This window comes from Enterobacter sp. MGH 4 (genome assembly GCF_000534735.1).
Classification (GTDB): Bacteria; Pseudomonadota; Gammaproteobacteria; order Enterobacterales; family Enterobacteriaceae; genus Enterobacter; species Enterobacter intestinihominis.
In genome coordinates, this window is record NZ_KI973289.1 from 1,513,310 (window position 1) to 1,531,267 (window position 17,958).

Genomic DNA, 17,958 nt, shown 5'->3' on the forward strand with positions numbered 1-17,958 from the left:
TATGCGCCGGGTGCGTTTTTGCGCGTTTCTGACGAGTCTGCTGCTGGCAACCTCTGCCTTCGCCGCAGAAAGCTGGCAATCCATTCAGCAACAGGCCACCGGGCAGACCGTCTGGTTTAACGCCTGGGGCGGTGACGAGGCCGTTAACCGCTACCTCGACTGGGTGAGCGGCGAGATGAAAACGCACTATGCCATTAACCTGAAGATCGTTCATCTGGCCGATGCCGCCGATGCGGTGAAGCGGATCCAGACGGAACAGGCCGCAGGACGTAGCAGTAACGGGTCGGTGGATCTACTCTGGGTAAACGGGGAAAACTTCCGCACGCTGAAGGAGGCAAACCTGCTGCTCACCGGCTGGGCGCAAACCCTGCCCAACTGGCGTTACGTCGATACCCGTAAACCGGTCACGGAAGATTTTGCCATCCCGACCGATGGGGCGGAATCCCCATGGGGCGGCGCGCAGTTAACCTTCATCGCCCGTAAAGCGAGTATGTCGACGCCTCCGGCAGATCCCCACGCGCTGCTGGCTTACGCTCAGCAGCACCCTGGCAAGGTGAGCTATCCGCGACCGCCGGATTTTACCGGCACGGCGTTTCTTGAACAGCTTCTGCTGGCATTGACCGCCCATCCGGAGGCGTTAAAAAACGCGCCGGACGGCACCTTTGCAGAGATCACCGCGCCGCTGTGGGACTATCTTGATACCCTGCATCCCCTGCTGTGGCGCGAAGGGAACGATTTTCCACCATCGCCTGCGCGCATGGATACGCTGCTGGCCAGCGGCAACCTGAACCTGTCGCTCACCTTTAACCCCGCCCATGCGATGCAAAAGGTGGCGAGCGGTGAACTGCCTGCCGACAGCTACAGTTTCGGCTTTCTCAAAGGCATGATCGGCAACGTCCATTTTGTCGCTATCCCGGCAAATGCCAGTGCGAGCGCAGGGGCGAAAGTGGTGGCAAATTTCCTGCTGTCACCGCAGGCGCAGATCCGCAAAGCCGATCCTGCCGTCTGGGGTGACCCGAGCGTGCTGGATGGTGCCAAACTACCTGCGAAAGCGGCAAAACAGCTTCATGCCTTTACCCCTTCAGGCACGCCTGATGTGCTTCCCGAACCGCACGCCGCCTGGGTTAACGCCCTGGAGCAGGAATGGCTTCGCCGCTACGGAACCCGCTAAGCGGGCTGGTATGGGCGGCAATGGCGGTCATCTATCTGCCACTGCTTCCCGCCAGCGGCATGCTGCTGGCCCCGGCTTTTTCTCTCAGTAACTGGGCGGCGCTGTTTGCCGACCCGCAGCTGCCGCAGGCGCTGGCCGCTACGCTGGTGTCAACCCTCATCGCGACGCTGGGCTCACTGTTTATCGCCCTGAGCCTGCTTGCGCTTCTCTGGCCGGGTGATGGCTGGCAGCGCCTGAGCACCCGTCTGCCGTGGCTGTTAGCCGTGCCGCACATCGCCTTCGCCACCAGCGCGCTGCTGCTGTTTGCGGAAGGCGGTCAGTTTTACCGGATCTGTACAGTCTGTTCGCCGCAGCTTGACCGCTACGGTATCGGGCTTGGCCTGACGCTTGCGGTCAAAGAGAGCGCGTTCGTTCTGTGGGCAATCTACGCCGCGCTGCCTGAAAAGCGCCTCGCACAGCAGAAAATTGTCCTGCATACCTTCGGCTACGGACGAATGCAGGCGCTCAACTGGCTCGTCCTCCCGGCTATCGCCCCCGCGCTGGGCGCCGTGATGCTGGCGGTGCTCGCCTGGTCGCTTTCCGTGGTGGATGTGGCGATCGTGCTCGGGCCGGGCAACCCACCTACGCTGGCGGTGCTGGCCTGGCAGTGGCTGACCCAGGGCGATGCGCAGCAGCAGACAAAGGGAACGTTGCTGTGTCTGGTGTTGCTCCTGCTGCTGGCCGCACTTACCGCGGTGGGATACGGCCTCTGGACGGCTTGGCGGCGCGCCCAGCCTGATGTCTCGGGGGTACGTCGCGCTTCGCATACGGCGCTGCCCGCACGGACGCTGGGCGGGTTACTGCCGCTGTGCGGCGTGCTCTGTGCGCTGGTTCTGCTGATGCTGGCACGCCGGGACGACACCGACCCCGTCAGCGACAGCCTTTCACTGGGACTGCTGTCCAGCCTGACAGCGCTGGCCATCCTCATGATCTGGCTTGAGTGGGGACCCCAGCGCGGCGCGGTGTGGATCTGGCTGCCGCTTGCCCTCCCGGCGCTGCCCCTCGTGTCCGGGCAGTATGCCGTGGCGCTGTGGCTGGGCATCGACGGCCAGTACGCTGCGGTGCTCTGGAGCCATATGCTCTGGGTTCTCCCGTGGATGCTCCTGGTGCTGCAACCGGCCTGGCGCAGGCTCGATCCCCGGCTTATCCTCACCGCCAGAACGCTGGGCTGGCGACAGGCGAAAATTTTCTGGTTAGTGAAATGTCCCCTGATGGTTCGTCCGGCACTGCTGGCCTTTGCGACCGGCTTTTCCGTGAGCATGGCCCAGTACATGCCCACCCTCTGGCTGGGAGCGGGTCGTTTTACTACTCTGACGACGGAGGCGGTCGCCCTCAGCAGCGGCGGCAGCGTTCCGATCCTCGCCAGCCGGGCGCTGGGTCTGTTGCTGTTGACCAGCAGCGTATTTGCCCTTGCCGCGCTGCTCGCCCGGCTCGTGGGCCGTCACAGACAAGGATTACGTTAATGCTGAACGTGAAAAATCTCACCATTGCGCCACTCTTACGTGAGGTCAACTTCCGCGTCCCGGCAGGGGAGATTCTCACGCTGATGGGACCCTCCGGGAGCGGGAAATCGACCCTTTTCGCCTGGATGGTGGGCGCGTTATCCGCTGATTTTAAGGCGCACGGCGAGCTGTGGCTGAACGATCGTCGCTGCGATATGCTCCCCGTGGAAACGCGCGGGATCGGCATTCTGTTTCAGGACGCCCTGCTGTTTGACGCCTTCAGCGTGGGGCAAAACCTGATGCTGGCGTTGCCGGCGCACATTGCCGGACGCGCGCGGCGCGACGCGGTAGAGCAGGCTCTTGAATCTGCCGGGCTGGCAAACCACTATGTCAGCGATCCGGCGACCCTTTCCGGCGGCGAGCGCGCCCGGGTCAGCCTGCTGCGCGCCCTTCTCGCCCAGCCGCAGGCATTGCTGCTCGACGAACCGTTCAGCCGACTGGATAAAACGCTCCGCGCCTCATTCCGGGCGTGGGTATTCGAAACCACTCGCCAGCGCAAGATCCCGGTGGTGCTGGTCACGCATGATGAGGAAGATATCCCGCCCGGCGGAGAGGTGTTTGAGATTTCTCGCTGGCAATAATGTGCTAACGCAATGTTTTTGGCTTCAGGAGAGACGACAATGCCACCCTCTTTTAATGACGTCAGGTTTTTCGATGAAACGTGTTTCTCAACTGACCGCGCTGGCTCTGATCTGCGGCCTCGCCTCACTCTCCTCCATGGCGGCTGATATGCCCCACTCCCTCACGCTGGACCAGCTCCAGGCGCAAAACGGCGCGGTAATTGATACGCGCATCAGTGCGTTCTATAACGGCTGGCCGCAGGCGCTGCGCGGAACGTCCGGGCATGAACCCGCCGCGCTTAATCTCTCTGCAGGCTGGCTTGGGGCAATGAGCGATGAACAGCTCAGCGGCTGGGCAAAACAGCATCGGCTTACGCCTGACATGCCGGTTGCGCTCTATGGCAATGATGATGACAACCAGACCGTCAAAACGCGGCTGGAAAAAGCGGGTTTTACCCACGTTTCCATCCTGAGCGATGCCCTGCAACAATCCGACCGTTTGCAACGTCTGGCACATTTTGAACAGCTGGTTTATCCGCAGTGGATCCACCTGTTGCAGCAGGGCAAACCCGTTACTGCCGCACCAGCCGGAGAGTGGAAGGTGATCGAGGCTGGCTGGGGTGCGCCGAAGCTTTATCTCCTGAGCCACATTCCCGGCGCGGGCTACATCGACACCAATGAAGTGGAAAGCGAACCGCTGTGGAATAAGGTCGCTGACGAAAAGTTGAAAGCGATGCTGGCGAAGCACGGGATCCGTCACGATACCACCGTCATTCTGTACGGTCGCGACGTATATGCCGCCGCGCGCGTGGCGCAGATCATGCTCTACGCGGGCGTGAAGGATGTGCGAATTCTGGACGGCGGCTGGAAGGCATGGTCAGACGCCAGCCTGCCCGTTGAGCGCGGAACGCCTGAGAACGTGAAGCCAGCCCCTGATTTTGGCGCGCCGATCCCGGGCCAGCCCCGGCTGATGGTGGATATGGAACAGGCCCGGGGAATGCTGCACCGTCAGGATGCATCCCTGGTGAGCATTCGTTCCTGGCCAGAGTTTATCGGTGAAACCAGCGGCTACAGCTATATCAAGCCAAAAGGTGACATTGCCGGTGCGCGCTGGGGCCATGCGGGTAGCGACGCGACCCACATGGAAGATTTCCACAATCCGGATGGCACCATGCGCAGCGCCGATGATATTGCCGCCATGTGGAAGACGTGGAATATCCTGCCGGAGCAGCACGTTGCGTTCTACTGCGGCACTGGCTGGCGCGCGTCTGAAGCCTTCATGTACGCCCGCGCCATGGGCTGGCAAAACGTTGCCGTCTACGACGGCGGCTGGTACGAATGGAGCAGCCATCCGCAGAACCCGGTCTCCACCGGGGAGCGTGGACCGGAGAGCGCACGCTAGCGGGGGAGTGACCTCAGCGTCACGTAACCGCTCCAGATGCGCGTTGTGGTGGTCAGCCAGCACAACGCGCCAAACGCCCAGGCAAACAGCGTGAAGTGTGCCGGAAACAGGCAGCACAGCACAAACAGCGCGATGGTCTCCGTTCCTTCCGTTAATCCTCCAATGTAATAAAGCGACTTGTGCGCGTAGCCGGGGTTGTCGATATTATGCTTCCCCGCCAGCGCGGCAAAGGCCAGGAAACTGCTGCCCGTCCCCATAAACGCGAACAGCAGCCAGGCGGCGGCGATCGCATTGTCAGCCGGAGCGGCCAGCGCGAAGCCAAACGGTACCAGCGCGTAAAACAGGAAGTCGAGGGCGATATCAAGAAATCCTCCCGCGTCCGTCAGGCCACGGCGACGCGCCAGCGCACCGTCCAGACCATCCAGCAGCCGGTTCAGCACAATGGCGACCAGCGCCGCCAGATACCAGCCCAACGCCAGAAACGGTAACGCCAGTACGCCAATCGCAAACCCGGCGAGCGTTAACCCATCAGGCGTAATAAACGGTTTATCCAGCGCGGCGGCCAGCTGATTTAACCCGGGCTTCAGCCGTGGATGCAGATGTTTATCCAGCATGCGGTTTACCTTTAAACGTGGCACATAGGCCCTGAGCCGGGATATCCAGCGCGGCGTTAAAGCGGGCGGAAAGGTTCTGAAAGGCAATCAGAGCCGTCATTTCGGTGATAGTCTCTTCGCTAAAGTGGCGCTTCAGCTGGTTTTTGATATTTTCATCCACCTGAGGCGGCGTGGCGGTGACCGCTTCCGCATAGGCCAGCGCCGCGCGCTCCTCTTCGCTGAACAGGGTGGAATTTTGCCAGTCGTTGACGGCCTGCACTTTATCCAGCGCCCCGCTCCGCTCGGCCAGACGCAGGCTGTTGGCATCAATACAAAATGCGCAGTGGCAGATCTGCGAGACCCGCGTCATTAGTAACGAACGCAGAACCGGCGTCAAACGCGCCTTGCGCCGCTCCAGATAGCCGACAAATAGCGCTACCAGCCAGAAAAGACGCGGCATACGCCCCCACCAGCGCGTGGGGTTCAGCACCGCGCCGAAGTGTTTTTTCTGCATGGCAGCAATGGGCTTGAGGCTGACGGGAAGGGTTTCCATGGGCGCAACCCAGGCGGCTGTCTCTTTCACCTGATTCTCCTGATGACTGGACTCTTTGGCAGGGCACGATAATATGTCGTTTTTCGCTATTAATTATTGACGAACATGCTGAAAACACTCGATGTTGTTGCGGCCATCCTCGAAAAAGAGGGCAAGATCTTGCTGGCGCAGCGTCCCGAACATGCCGATCAGCCAGGAATGTGGGAATTTGCGGGCGGAAAGGTTGAAGCCGGTGAGACCCAGCAGGAAGCGCTGATCCGCGAACTACGCGAAGAGCTCGGCATTGAAGCCGTGCCCGCGCGGTATGTGGCAAGCCACCAGCGGGAAGTGTCGCAGCGGCTGATCCACCTCCACGCCTGGCACGTGCCGGAATTTAGCGGCGAGCTGAAGGCGCACTACCACTCGGCGCTGGTGTGGTGCACGCCAGAAGACGCGTTCACGTATGATTTAGCCCCGGCGGATATACCGCTTCTGGAAGCGTTTATTCTTTTACGCGACGCCAGACCAGCGGGTTTGTACTGAGGGTGCGTTCATCACGCTGGCACTGCAACAGCACGCCATCCGCCCTGACCACTGCGCCTTCGGAATAGTTTTGATCCTGATAGATACAGCACTGATTACACGGCTGCGCACGCTGGCCGCCAGCGCTAAAAACCTCTGGCGGCACGTTAACTTCGACATCCGGGCGAATGCGATCAGCCTGTGCCCCGGCGGACACCATCAAACATAACGCGGCCATTGCGAAACGGTTCATAGACTTAATTTCCTTTGCATCGTTTATATCTATAACGGTAGATCCTGACGGGATCTTTAATTTATCTCGTCATCGCTTTTGGTTATGACGCGCGCCTTGTCATTAATTTCCCTTTCGGCCTAAATTTCTGCTTGCCTCTCAAAGCGGTGCGGGTGGTATAGTCAAAAAAACGACACAAAACATCTCCGCCACACGCATAAATTATTATAAGAGGTTCTTATATCTATGGATCAGACACGCTCTCTGGAAAGCTTTCTTGCCCATGTTCAGCAGCGCGACCCGCACCAAAGCGAGTTTGCCCAGGCCGTTCGTGAAGTCATGACCACCCTGTGGCCCTTCCTTGAGGAAAATCCGCGCTACCGCCAGATGGCGCTGCTTGAACGTCTGGTGGAGCCGGAGCGCGTCATCCAGTTCCGCGTGGCGTGGGTGGACGATCGCAATCAGGTACAGGTCAACCGCGCGTGGCGCGTGCAGTTTAACTCCGCCATTGGGCCGTTTAAGGGCGGGATGCGCTTCCATCCCTCGGTGAACCTGTCGATTCTGAAATTCCTCGGCTTCGAGCAGACCTTTAAAAATGCGCTCACTACCCTGCCGATGGGCGGCGGTAAAGGCGGGAGTGATTTCGATCCGAAAGGCAAGAGCGAAGGCGAAGTGATGCGCTTCTGCCAGGCGCTGGTCACTGAGCTCTATCGCCACCTTGGGCCGGACACCGACGTTCCTGCCGGGGATATCGGCGTGGGGGGGCGTGAAGTGGGCTTTATGGCCGGGATGATGAAAAAGCTCTCCAACAACAGCGCCTGCGTCTTTACCGGCAAAGGTCTGTCGTTTGGCGGCAGCCTGATTCGTCCGGAAGCGACGGGTTACGGTCTGGTCTATTTCACTGAAGCGATGCTTAAGCGTCACGGGCTGAGCTTCGAGGGGATGCGCGTGGCGGTCTCCGGCTCCGGCAACGTGGCGCAGTACGCTATCGAGAAAGCGATGGAGTTTGGCGCGCGCGTAGTGACCGCCTCCGACTCCAGCGGCACCGTGGTGGATGAAGCTGGCTTCACAGCAGAAAAACTGGCGCGTCTGTGCGAAATCAAAGCCAGCCGTGACGGCCGCGTGGCGGATTATGCCCGAGAGTTTGGCCTGACCTATCTGGAAGGTAAACAGCCGTGGGGTGTGCCGGTGGATATCGCCCTGCCGTGCGCGACGCAAAACGAGCTGGACGTGGATGCCGCCCGGACGCTGATTAGCAATGGCGTGAAGGCGGTAGCGGAAGGGGCAAATATGCCCACCACCATTGAAGCGACCGATCTGTTCCTGGACGCAGGCGTACTCTTTGCGCCAGGCAAGGCGGCGAACGCGGGCGGGGTGGCAACATCCGGTCTGGAAATGGCACAAAACGCCGCGAGAATGGGCTGGAAGGCGGAGAAAGTGGATGCCCGTCTGCACCACATTATGCTTGATATTCACCATGCCTGCGTGGAGTATGGCGGTGAGGCTTCACAGACCAACTACGTGCGCGGCGCCAACATCGCCGGGTTCGTGAAGGTGGCCGATGCGATGATCGGGCAGGGTGTGATTTAGTTTCGCTGCATTCTCGCCCTTGCAGGCCCGGTAAGCGTTAGCGCCACCGGGCTTTTTTCAGGCCGCAGAGCTGCTTTTTGCCGGGTGGCGGCTTCGCCTTACCCGGCCTACGGTTTAAGCGGTGGTATTTTTGGCTGCGCTTTTTTTCTTTTTGAACGGTTTCTTCGCCCCGCCACCCGGGGCAACCATCCCCCGGAATCGCTTCACTGGCGTGCTGCGCGCCTGATCAATCAACTGATAAAGCGTCCCCACCAGCGGCTGCATAAAGTCCTGGTAACGGCACTGCTTTTCGCTGATCTGCGTCAGCACCGACTCCCAGTGCGCGGTCATGTCCGGTCTGGCGGCCAGCTCTGGCAAGGAGTGAATCAGTGCCCGGCCCGGCTCTGTCGAATGGATATAGCGCCCTTTTTTCTCGAGAAAACCACGCTTAAACAGCAACTCGATAATCCCCGCGCGGGTTGCTTCCGTACCCAGACCGTCGGTGGCGCGGAGGATCTTCTTTAGATCTTTATCTTGCACAAAACGGGCGATCCCGGTCATGGCCGAAAGCAGCGTCGCATCGGTGAAGTGGCGCGGCGGCTGGGTCTGACGTTCAACCACTTCGCCTTTTTCGCACAGCAGTTCATCGCCTTTGGCTACGACCGGCAGCGGCGTGCCGTCGTTCTCTTCGTCACGCTCTTTGTTGCCGAGCAGCGTGCGCCAGCCCGCTTCCGCGAGGAAACGCGCTTTGGCGATAAATTTGCCTTTGGCAATTTCCAGCTCAATAACGCACTTGCGGAAAACCGCGTCCGGGCAGAACTGCATCAGATACTGACGCGCGATCAGGTTATAGACCTTTGCTTCGTTGTCGGTCAGGTTGACGTTGCTGGTGCGCGCCGTCGGGATTATCGCGTGGTGGGCATCGACTTTTTTATCGTCCCAGCAGCGGTTATGGGTATCCGGGTTTACCGCCGGTTGCGGCAACAGATCCGGCGCATGGACACCAATGGCATTCATCACCGAGTGGCGTCCGGCGAAGTGTTCCTCCGGCAGATAGCGGCTGTCCGAACGCGGATAGGTGATCAGCTTGTGGGTTTCATAGAGCTTCTGGCAGATATCGAGCACGTTCTGCGCGCTCAGGCCAAACTTTTTCGCGGCCTCGATCTGCAACGCCGAAAGGGAGAACGGCAGCGGTGCGGGCTCTGATTCCCGTTTGTCGTTATAGCTGGTAACGATCGCGGGCTGGCCGGTAATGCGGTTAACCACGTGCTCCGCCAGCGGACGATGTAGCAGCCGCCCCTCTTCGTCCTGATATGACTCACAGGCATCGCTCGGCTGCCAGACGGCGGTAAAGCGTTCGTCTTTCGGCGTGACGATATGCGCTTTGACTTCGAAGAAGTCTTTGGCGACGAAATTTTCGATCTCTTCGTCGCGACGCACCACCAGCCCCAGCACCGGGGTTTGAACACGCCCAACAGAGAGTACGCCCTGATAGCCCGCATTGCGTCCCAGGATGGTGTAGGCGCGGGTCATGTTGATCCCGTACAGCCAGTCGGCACGCGCACGCGCCAGCGCGGAGACACACAGGGGAATAAATTCGCTGTTGGCGCGCAGGCGCGAAATCGCGCGCTCCACCGCCTGCGGGTTGAGGTCGTTAATTAAACAGCGCTGCACCTGCTGGCGCTTTTCCGGTGCCAACTCCAGGTAGTCGAGCACTTCGTCGACAAGCAGTTGCCCTTCCCTGTCCGGGTCACCCGCGTGGACCACTTCCGTCGCCTCATGCAGGAAACGCTTAATGACGTTGAGCTGTTTGGTGACGGAAGGACGCGGTTGTAGACGCCACTTTTCCGGCACGATCGGCAGATCGTTGAGGTTCCAGCGGGCGTAGCGGCTGTCGTAGACATCCGGCTGCGCCTGTTCAAGCAGGTGACCGATACACCAGGTGACCACCTGCCCGTTACCGCATTCGATAAAGCCATCACCTTTGCGATGCGGCTTGGGCAGCACGTCGGCGATGGCTCGTGCCAGACTCGGCTTTTCGGCAATAAACAACCGCATCGAATTAACGGATCTCAATCATCGGGCGGCCACCGCGGGCGGTCACCAGCTCGCCAATGGCCGTCAGGGTGATGCCAAACTCGGCCGCCGTTGCCTGAACGTCAGCTTCTGCTTCCGGCGTCACCGCCAGCAGCAGGCCGCCGGAGGTTTGCGGATCGCACAGCAGATTGCGCCACGCTTCCGGCATTTCGCCCATTAAATGGCCGTAGCTGGCGAAGTTGCGCTGCGTCCCGCCCGGAACGGCGCCCTGAGCAATGTACTCTTCCACGCCCGGCAGCTTCGGCACATCCTGATACCAGACCTGCGCCTGCACGCCCGCGCCCTGACAGACTTCAGAGAGGTGTCCCAGCAGACCAAAGCCGGTCACGTCGGTCATGGCCTTTACGCCGTCGATACTGGCGAATGCCGCACCGGCAAGGTTCATTTGGCACATCACTTCCGTTGCCAGACCAATATGCTCGGGCTTCAGCAGGGATTTTTTCTCGGCGGTTGTCAGTACGCCAATGCCCAGCGGCTTGGTGAGGAACAGCTTGCAGCCCGCCTGCGCGGTGCTGTTGCGCTTCACGCGTTCGGTTGGCACCACGCCGGTGACGGCCAGGCCGAAGATCGGCTCCGGCGCATCGATAGAGTGACCACCGGCCAGGGCAATACCCGCCTGCTGGCAGGCAAAGCGTCCGCCTTCGATGACATCGCGGGCAATCTCCGGCGGGAGGGTGTTAATCGGCCAGCCCAGAATGGCGATCGCCATAATCGGCTTACCGCCCATCGCGAAGATATCGCTGATGGCGTTGGTGGCCGCAATGCGTCCGAAGTCGAACGGGTTGTCGACAATGGGCATAAAGAAGTCAGTGGTGCTGATAATGCTGGTGCCGTTACCTAAGTCATAAACCGCTGCATCGTCACGCGTTTCGTTACCGACAAGCAGGTTCGGGTCGACAAACTTCGCCTGTTCACTGTGCAGGATGGTCTCCAGCACTTTCGGGGAAATTTTACAACCGCAACCGGCTCCGTGGCTGTATTGCGTTAAACGAATGGTTTGCTCGCTCATGGACGTCTCCTGTCATCTCAATCGCGCTATGGTAGCGCTCATTCCATAAAGAGGTAAGTATGACTGTCTGAATTCTGCGGCGGATGCTCAGAATCCAGACAGTTTAGCGCGTGTAATCAAAAACGGCTGACGAAAGGCGTGGTGTCCGGCACGCTAATGGTGCTGGAGGCTTTAAGCTGCGGGGTGCCGAGATAGAGGAAGCCGACAATTTTATCGTGTTCACCGCAGGAGAAGCCTTCCCGCACGGCGGCGCTCCCGGTCAGCGGCCCGGTACGCCAGATGCCGTTAAAGCCCTGCGCGACGGCGGCCATCTGCATTGCCATTACCGCGCAACCGGCAGACATCTCCTGCTCCCAGACCGGCACTTTATGGTCGGCCTGGCATTTTGCGACTACCGCGATGATCATCGGCGCACGGAACGGCGCGTTGCGGGCTTTATCAATCCCCTTCTCATCCTGGCCTGCGGCAACCGCCCCCTGCTCCAGCAGCTGGCTGAAGCGGTCGCGCCCTTCGCCTTCAATAATAAAGAAGTGCCACGGCTGCAATGTGCCATGGTCCGGCGCACGCATTCCGGCACGCAGAATGTTTTCCAGCTGCTCGCCGACGGGGGCCGGGTCGGCCAGGCGGGAAGCGCTACGACGGTTAACAAGCAGTTCAAGTGCGTCCATTGGTTAACTCCTTTCGTGAAATTTACTCACAAAATTAACACGACAGCAGAATTTGTTACAGCGTGGCAGGCGATTCCTGCTGACAAGTGGCGGTTGGGTCATTACGATAACCGCACATTACCGTCCCGTGGCGACGGAAACAGTCCTTTTCTGGTTAGGGAGAATACATGCGAACCCTTTGGCGAATCTTTGCCGGTTTCTTTAAATGGACGTGGCGACTGCTCAACTTCGTCCGCAACCTGGTGATGAATATCTTCTTCATCTTCCTGGTCCTGGTATGCGCAGGTATCTGGATGCATCTCAGCAGCGCCAGCCAGGCGCAGAATTCGACGCGCGGCGCACTGCTCCTCGATATCACCGGGGTGATTGTTGATAAGCCATCGACCAGCAATCGTCTGGGCGTGATTGGCCGCCAGCTGTTCGGCGCGACTTCAGACCGCCTGCAGGAAAACTCCCTGTTTGATATCGTCGACACGATCCGTCAGGCCAAAGACGATCGCAACATTACCGGTATCGTGCTGGATCTGAAAGATTTTGCCGGAGCCGATCAGCCTTCGATGCAGTACATCGGGAAAGCGCTGCGGGAATTCCGCGACAGCGGTAAACCGGTCATTGCCGTCGGCGACAGCTACACCCAGGGGCAATATTATCTGGCGAGCTTTGCTAACAAAATCTGGCTCTCTCCGCAGGGCACGGTCGATCTGCATGGCTTCGCCACAAATGGTCTGTACTACAAATCGCTGCTCGACAAGCTGAAGGTCACTACCCACGTCTTCCGCGTCGGGACCTATAAATCTGCCGTGGAGCCGTTTATCCGTGATGATATGTCCCCTGCCGCCCGTGAAGCGGACAGCCGCTGGATTGGCGAGCTGTGGCAGAACTATCTCGGCACCATTGCCGCTAACCGTCAAATGACCGCTGAGCAGGTCTTCCCGGGCGCGCGCGGTGTGCTGGAGGGCCTGCGCAAAGTGGACGGCGATACAGCGAAATACGCGCTTGATAACAAACTGGTCGATCGGCTGGGTTCCAGCGCTGAAATCGAAAAAGCGCTGACCAAACAGTTCGGCTGGAGTAAAGAGGACAAGAACTACAGCGCCATCAGCATGTATGACTACGCCGCGAAAAAGCCGGATGACAGCGGTGACAGCATCGCCGTGGTGTTTGCTAACGGGGCCATTATGGACGGTGAAGAAACGCCGGGGAACGTCGGCGGGGACACCACCGCGTCGCAGATCCGCGATGCGCGTCTGGATCCGAAAGTGAAGGCGATTGTCCTGCGGGTGAACAGCCCTGGCGGCAGCGTCAGCGCCTCCGAGGTGATCCGTGCTGAGCTGGCCGCCGCGCGTGCCGCGGGCAAGCCGGTCGTGGTCTCGATGGGGGGCATGGCGGCTTCAGGGGGGTACTGGATCTCGACGCCAGCCAACTACATTGTGGCTAACCCAAGCACGCTGACCGGCTCGATTGGCATCTTCGGCGTGATCAACACCGTAGAGAACAGCCTGGATTATCTCGGCGTTCATACCGACGGCGTTTCCACCTCGCCGCTGGCGGATGTGTCCGTGACTAAATCTCTGCCGCCTGAGGTGTCCGAGATGATGCAGCTCAGCATTGAGAGTGGCTATAAGCGCTTCATCACGCTGGTGGCGGATTCCCGTAAAAAAACGCCAGACCAGATTGACCAGATCGCGCAGGGCCACGTCTGGACCGGCCAGGATGCGAAGAGCAACGGTCTGGTAGACAGCCTGGGTGACTTCGACGATGCCGTGAAGAAAGCGGCGGAACTGGCGAAGCTCAAGCAGTGGCACGTTGACTATTATCAGGACGAACCGACGTTCTTCGATATGGTCATGGACAGCATGTCCGGCTCCGTCCGCGCCATGCTGCCGGAAGCGCTTCAGGCGTATCTGCCGGCGCCGGTGGCGACGGCGGCTAAAGCCATGAAAGCGGAGAGCGATAAGCTCGCGACTTTCAACGATCCGCAAAGCCGTTACGCGTTTTGCCTGACCTGTGCGAACGTGCGTTAAAAACCGTCCCCTCTTCCCGTGAAGAGGGGATTTTTTCTTTTGAAGAACAAGAACTCATTACCATGCAGAAGAAATCAATATATGTCGCCTATACCGGCGGTACCATCGGTATGCAGCGCTCAGAAAATGGCTATATCCCGGTTTCTGGCCACTTGCAGCGCCAGCTGGCGCTGATGCCTGAATTCCACCGTCCGGAAATGCCGGACTTTACCATCCACGAATATGAGCCGCTGATGGACTCCTCCGACATGACGCCGGAAGACTGGCAGCATATTGCGGACGATATTAAAGCCCATTACGACCAGTACGACGGCTTCGTGATCCTGCACGGCACCGACACCATGGCGTTCACCGCCTCGGCGCTCTCCTTCATGCTGGAGAACCTGGGCAAGCCCGTCATCGTGACCGGTTCGCAGATCCCGCTGGCGGAACTGCGTTCAGACGGGCAGATCAACCTGCTTAACTCCCTGTACGTGGCCGCTAATTACCCGATCAACGAGGTAACGCTGTTCTTCAACAACCGACTGTACCGCGGGAACCGTACCACTAAAGCGCACGCTGACGGCTTTGACGCGTTTGCCTCACCTAACCTGCAATCGCTGTTGGAAGCGGGGATCCATATCCGTCGTCTGGGCACGCCGCCCGCGCCAAATACTGCAGGCGAGCTGATCGTTCACCCGATCACCCCGCAGCCGATTGGCGTGGTGACGATTTATCCGGGTATTTCCGCCGACGTGGTGCGCAACTTCCTGCGCCAGCCGGTTAAGGCGCTGATCCTGCGCTCCTATGGTGTGGGTAACGCCCCGCAGAACGGTGAGTTCCTGAAAGAGCTTCAGGAGGCGAGCGATCGCGGGATTGTGGTGGTCAACCTCACCCAGTGTATGTCCGGTAAGGTCAATATGGGCGGCTACGCCACCGGCAACGCCCTGGCGCACGCTGGCGTGATCAGTGGTTTCGATATGACCGTTGAGGCAACGCTGACTAAACTTCACTATTTACTGAGTCAGGATCTGGATATTGATTCCATTCGCCGCGCCATGATGCAAAACCTACGCGGTGAACTGACGCCGGACGAATAAGGAGTTCCCATGAAGCAACGCGCCCTGTTACTGGTCGATTTGCAAAATGATTTCTGTGCGGGCGGTGCGCTGGCCGTCGCGGAAGGCGACAGCACCGTAGACGTCGCGAATTCGCTGATTGAGTGGTGTAAGGCTCGTGGTGAAGCGGTGGTGGCGAGTCAGGACTGGCATCCGGCAAACCACGGCAGCTTTGCCAGCCAGCACAACGTTGAGCCTTACAGCCAGGGCGAACTGGACGGACTGGCGCAAACCTTCTGGCCCGATCACTGCGTGCAGCAGACGGAAGGCGCTGAGCTGCATCCGCTGCTGAACCAGAAAGCCATCGACGCGGTGTTCCACAAAGGTGAAAATCCAACCATCGACAGCTACAGCGCATTCTTCGATAACGGTCACCGCCAGAAGACGGCGCTGGACGCATGGTTACGCCATCATGAGATCACCGAGCTGATTGTGCTGGGCCTGGCGACGGATTACTGCGTGAAGTTCACCGTGCTGGATGCGCTCCAGTTGGGCTATACCGTGAATGTCATTACCGACGGCTGTCGCGGGGTGAATATTCAGCCGCATGACAGCGCCCAGGCGTTTATGGATATGGCCGCAGAAGGCGCAACGCTGTATACGCTGGCTGACTGGATGGAGACGCAGGCGTAAGCTTTTTTAGCCGGGAGGCGGCTTCGCCTTACCCGGCCTACTTTCTCTGGTTTTGTAGGCCGGGTAAGCATCAGCGCCACCCGGCAAAACCCCTCCCCGATCTCCCATAAAGTGAACTCCCTCGCATCACAAGCGAGGCGGCGATGGTATTCTCTTCAGGCTGTTTTTTCGCCACGCCTTTTCTGTGGCGTGGTTATTTTTATTCAGTCAAAGAGGAACTTATATGAAACGTTTGCCCTTGCTGGCAGCATTACCCTTGCTTTGTGCGTCACTGGCTTCCGCCGCGCCCCTGATGTCCGTGGGCTACTTCAATGGCGGTGGCGATGTTACCGCCGGACCGGGTGGCGATATCAATAAACTCGATGTCCGCCAGATCACACACCTCAACTACTCGTTTGGTCTGGTCTATAACAACGAGAAAGACGAGACCAACCCTGCACTGAAAGATCCGGCAAAACTGCATCAAATCTGGTTATCACCCAAGGTGGCATCCGACCTGGCGTTACTTCCTCAGCTTCGTAAACAAAACCCGAATTTAAAAGTGCTGCTTTCCGTTGGCGGCTGGGGCGCACGTGGTTTTTCTGGCGCAGCGGCTACCAAAGAGAGCCGCGCGGTGTTTATTCGCTCCGCGCAGCAGATCGTCAGTCAATACGGCCTGGACGGGATCGATCTCGACTGGGAGTTCCCGGTCAACGGCGCGTGGGGACTGGTCGAGAGCACCCCAGCCGACAGGGATAATTTCACCGCGCTGTTAAAAGAGATGCGTGACGCGTTTGGTAAGAAAAAACTGGTCACGATTGCGGTGGGCGCAAATGCAGAAAGTCCGAAAAGCTGGGTGGATGTGAAGGCCATTGCCCCCCTGCTTGATTACATCAACCTGATGACCTACGACATGGCGTACGGGACGCAGTATTTTAACGCGAATCTGTATGACTCCAGCGCCTGGCCAACGGTGGCTGCCGCAGACAAATACAGCGTTGATTTTGTGGTGAATAACTATCTGGCCGCCGGCCTAAAGCCGCAGCAAATGAACCTCGGAATCGGTTTTTACGGTCGTGTACCGAAGCGCGCCGTTGAACCGGGTATCGACTGGAGTAAACCGGATGCGCAAAACAATCCGGTCACCCAGCCCTACTTCGGGCCGCAGGAACTGGGCCTGTTCAAATCGCTTGGCTATGACCTGACCAAAGATACCTACGTGAAATACAACGATATCGTCCGCAAACTGCTAAACGATCCGCAGAAACGCTTTACCGAGCACTGGGACGAACAGGCGAAGGTGCCGTGGCTGTCGGTAAAATCCGCCGACGGGAAGGCGCTGTTTGCGATCTCCTATGAGAACCCGCGTTCCGTGGCGATTAAAGCAGATTACATCAAGGAGAAAGGTCTCGCCGGGGCGATGTTCTGGGAGTATGGCGCGGATGACAACAACCAGTTAGCGAAGCAGCTGGCGGAGTCGCTTGGGATCCCGCACTAAGGTGTAGTGTGCCGGGTGGCGGCTTCGCCTTACCCGGCCTACATAGGAGATTTATTTGAAGGTTGCAATCGGCTTCGGCGTGATGCCGAAGTCTTCTTTCAGTTCGCGCTTACTTTTCATCACCATCTGACCGTTAGTGTCGATGGTCATGTGCTGGGCGTTGGTATTGTGACGCGCCTGCCACAGCATCACCAGCTGCAAGCTGTTCTCTTTTTGCTCAGGTGTGAGCGCCACACCGTCCGGCCATTTTCCCAGCTCAACGGCCGTCACCAGGCGCTGATAAACCTCCGGGGTCATGCCTGCAATCATGTCATCAATATTCACGATCTCTCCCTTTCAAAGGAATAATTTGCTGAATCGTTTTTCAACCCTTGGTCTGGTCGCCGTTTTCGTCATCGGTAAAGCTCATCGAAGCCGAATTTACGCAGAAACGCTCCCCCGTCGGCTGCGGGCCATCCGGGAAGACATGCCCGAGATGGGCGTCGCAATTCCCACAACGAATTTCGGTGCGCACCATGCCGTGCGAGGAGTCCGTCAGATAGCGGATCGCATCATCGCTGACAGGCTCGTAAAAGCTTGGCCAGCCGCAGCCAGAATCGTACTTAGTCTGGGAGTTAAACAGCGGTGCATCACACACCAGGCAGTGGTAGACGCCTTCCCGTTTATTGTGCAGCAAACGCCCGGTAAACGGCGGTTCCGTGCCGTGATTTTGCGTTACGTAAAACTGCATCTCTGTAAGGTTTTTTTTCAAATCGTCGGGGTTATGTTGGTTCGACATATGCTTACATCTCGCTGTTGAAACAGACATCTTTTAACCCAGATTCTAACAAA

At 58.8% G+C, this 17,958-nt stretch carries 18 protein-coding genes; 10 read left to right on the forward strand and 8 right to left on the reverse strand.

From position 1 onward, the window contains the following. Position 1 precedes the first annotated feature (1 nt). From L350_RS15295 to L350_RS15280, 4 genes are all read left to right on the forward strand, one after another. A complete protein-coding gene (locus L350_RS15295; RefSeq protein ID WP_080686354.1) occupies positions 2-1,171 on the forward strand; it encodes an ABC transporter substrate-binding protein in 1,170 nt (389 codons plus the stop codon). Further along, on the forward strand, positions 1,144-2,673 hold the full coding sequence (locus L350_RS15290; protein WP_032624405.1) for an ABC transporter permease family protein: 1,530 nt from the start codon (positions 1,144-1,146) through the stop codon (positions 2,671-2,673). The genes L350_RS15295 and L350_RS15290 overlap by 28 nt, the downstream gene beginning before the upstream one ends. Continuing rightward, positions 2,673-3,293 carry an ATP-binding cassette domain-containing protein gene (locus L350_RS15285; protein ID WP_032624406.1) on the forward strand — a complete coding sequence of 207 codons (621 nt, stop codon included), beginning with the start codon at positions 2,673-2,675 and terminating at the stop codon, positions 3,291-3,293. Before L350_RS15290 ends, L350_RS15285 begins: the two co-directional genes overlap by 1 nt. A 73-nt stretch (positions 3,294-3,366) precedes the next feature. After that, entirely contained in the window at positions 3,367-4,674 is a 1,308-nt protein-coding gene (locus tag L350_RS15280) for a rhodanese-like domain-containing protein (protein ID WP_032624875.1), read from the forward strand. Here the strand turns inward: L350_RS15280 and L350_RS15275 are convergent. Beyond that, the gene (locus L350_RS15275; RefSeq protein WP_032624407.1) at positions 4,671-5,288 is read right to left on the reverse strand and encodes a CDP-alcohol phosphatidyltransferase family protein; all 618 of its coding nucleotides are present in this window, start codon (positions 5,286-5,288) and stop codon (positions 4,671-4,673) included. The genes L350_RS15280 and L350_RS15275 overlap by 4 nt on opposite strands. Continuing rightward, positions 5,278-5,850: a carboxymuconolactone decarboxylase family protein gene (locus L350_RS15270; RefSeq protein ID WP_023299893.1), complete on the reverse strand. Its 573-nt coding sequence runs from the start codon at positions 5,848-5,850 to the stop codon at positions 5,278-5,280. Before L350_RS15270 ends, L350_RS15275 begins: the two co-directional genes overlap by 11 nt. 75 nt (positions 5,851-5,925) lie before the next feature. Here L350_RS15270 and L350_RS15265 point away from each other — a divergent pair, with 75 nt between their 5' ends. Further along, positions 5,926-6,342 (forward strand): pyrimidine (deoxy)nucleoside triphosphate diphosphatase, encoded by a 417-nt coding sequence (locus tag L350_RS15265; RefSeq protein ID WP_022647800.1) that lies wholly within the window; start codon positions 5,926-5,928, stop codon positions 6,340-6,342. Here the strand turns inward: L350_RS15265 and L350_RS15260 are convergent. Beyond that, a complete protein-coding gene (locus L350_RS15260; RefSeq protein WP_022647799.1) occupies positions 6,302-6,574 on the reverse strand; it encodes a YnjH family protein in 273 nt (90 codons plus the stop codon). The genes L350_RS15265 and L350_RS15260 overlap by 41 nt on opposite strands. Positions 6,575-6,799: 225 nt before the next feature. On the opposite strand from L350_RS15260, the gene gdhA reads away from it, so the two are divergent. Then, on the forward strand, positions 6,800-8,143 hold the full coding sequence (gdhA, locus tag L350_RS15255) for an NADP-specific glutamate dehydrogenase (RefSeq protein WP_022647798.1): 1,344 nt from the start codon (positions 6,800-6,802) through the stop codon (positions 8,141-8,143). Between the two features lie 114 nt (positions 8,144-8,257). Here gdhA and L350_RS15250 read toward each other — a convergent pair whose 3' ends face one another. From L350_RS15250 to L350_RS15240, 3 genes are all read right to left on the reverse strand, one after another. Beyond that, complete coding sequence (locus tag L350_RS15250) at positions 8,258-10,180, reverse strand: DNA topoisomerase III (protein ID WP_023299889.1); 1,923 nt, start codon at positions 10,178-10,180, stop codon at positions 8,258-8,260. A 4-nt stretch (positions 10,181-10,184) separates the two neighbouring features. After that, positions 10,185-11,228: a selenide, water dikinase SelD gene (selD, locus tag L350_RS15245; protein WP_022647796.1), complete on the reverse strand. Its 1,044-nt coding sequence runs from the start codon at positions 11,226-11,228 to the stop codon at positions 10,185-10,187. Between the two features lie 116 nt (positions 11,229-11,344). Beyond that, the gene (locus tag L350_RS15240; protein ID WP_022647795.1) at positions 11,345-11,896 is read right to left on the reverse strand and encodes an NAD(P)H nitroreductase; all 552 of its coding nucleotides are present in this window, start codon (positions 11,894-11,896) and stop codon (positions 11,345-11,347) included. A 167-nt stretch (positions 11,897-12,063) separates the two neighbouring features. Between L350_RS15240 and sppA the strand changes: the two genes are divergently transcribed. The 4 genes from sppA (at position 12,064) to L350_RS15220 (ending at position 17,127) form a co-directional block, all read left to right on the forward strand. Next, positions 12,064-13,920, forward strand: a complete 1,857-nt coding sequence (gene sppA / locus L350_RS15235; RefSeq protein WP_023299888.1) for a signal peptide peptidase SppA — start codon at positions 12,064-12,066, stop codon at positions 13,918-13,920. 62 nt (positions 13,921-13,982) lie between these two features. Beyond that, a complete protein-coding gene (ansA, locus tag L350_RS15230) occupies positions 13,983-14,999 on the forward strand; it encodes an asparaginase (protein WP_032624877.1) in 1,017 nt (338 codons plus the stop codon). A 9-nt stretch (positions 15,000-15,008) separates the two neighbouring features. Further along, positions 15,009-15,650, forward strand: a complete 642-nt coding sequence (gene pncA, locus L350_RS15225) for a bifunctional nicotinamidase/pyrazinamidase (protein WP_017384686.1) — start codon at positions 15,009-15,011, stop codon at positions 15,648-15,650. Between the two features lie 223 nt (positions 15,651-15,873). Further along, entirely contained in the window at positions 15,874-17,127 is a 1,254-nt protein-coding gene (locus tag L350_RS15220) for a chitinase ChiD (protein ID WP_022647792.1), read from the forward strand. Positions 17,128-17,178: 51 nt separating this feature from the next. Here L350_RS15220 and L350_RS15215 read toward each other — a convergent pair whose 3' ends face one another. Both L350_RS15215 and msrB read right to left on the reverse strand, forming a co-directional pair. Next, positions 17,179-17,451, reverse strand: coding sequence for a YeaC family protein (locus L350_RS15215; RefSeq protein WP_022647791.1), 273 nt, complete (start codon positions 17,449-17,451; stop codon positions 17,179-17,181). Between the two features lie 40 nt (positions 17,452-17,491). After that, positions 17,492-17,905 (reverse strand): peptide-methionine (R)-S-oxide reductase MsrB, encoded by a 414-nt coding sequence (gene msrB / locus L350_RS15210; RefSeq protein ID WP_022647790.1) that lies wholly within the window; start codon positions 17,903-17,905, stop codon positions 17,492-17,494. Between the last annotated feature and the right edge of the window lie 53 nt (positions 17,906-17,958).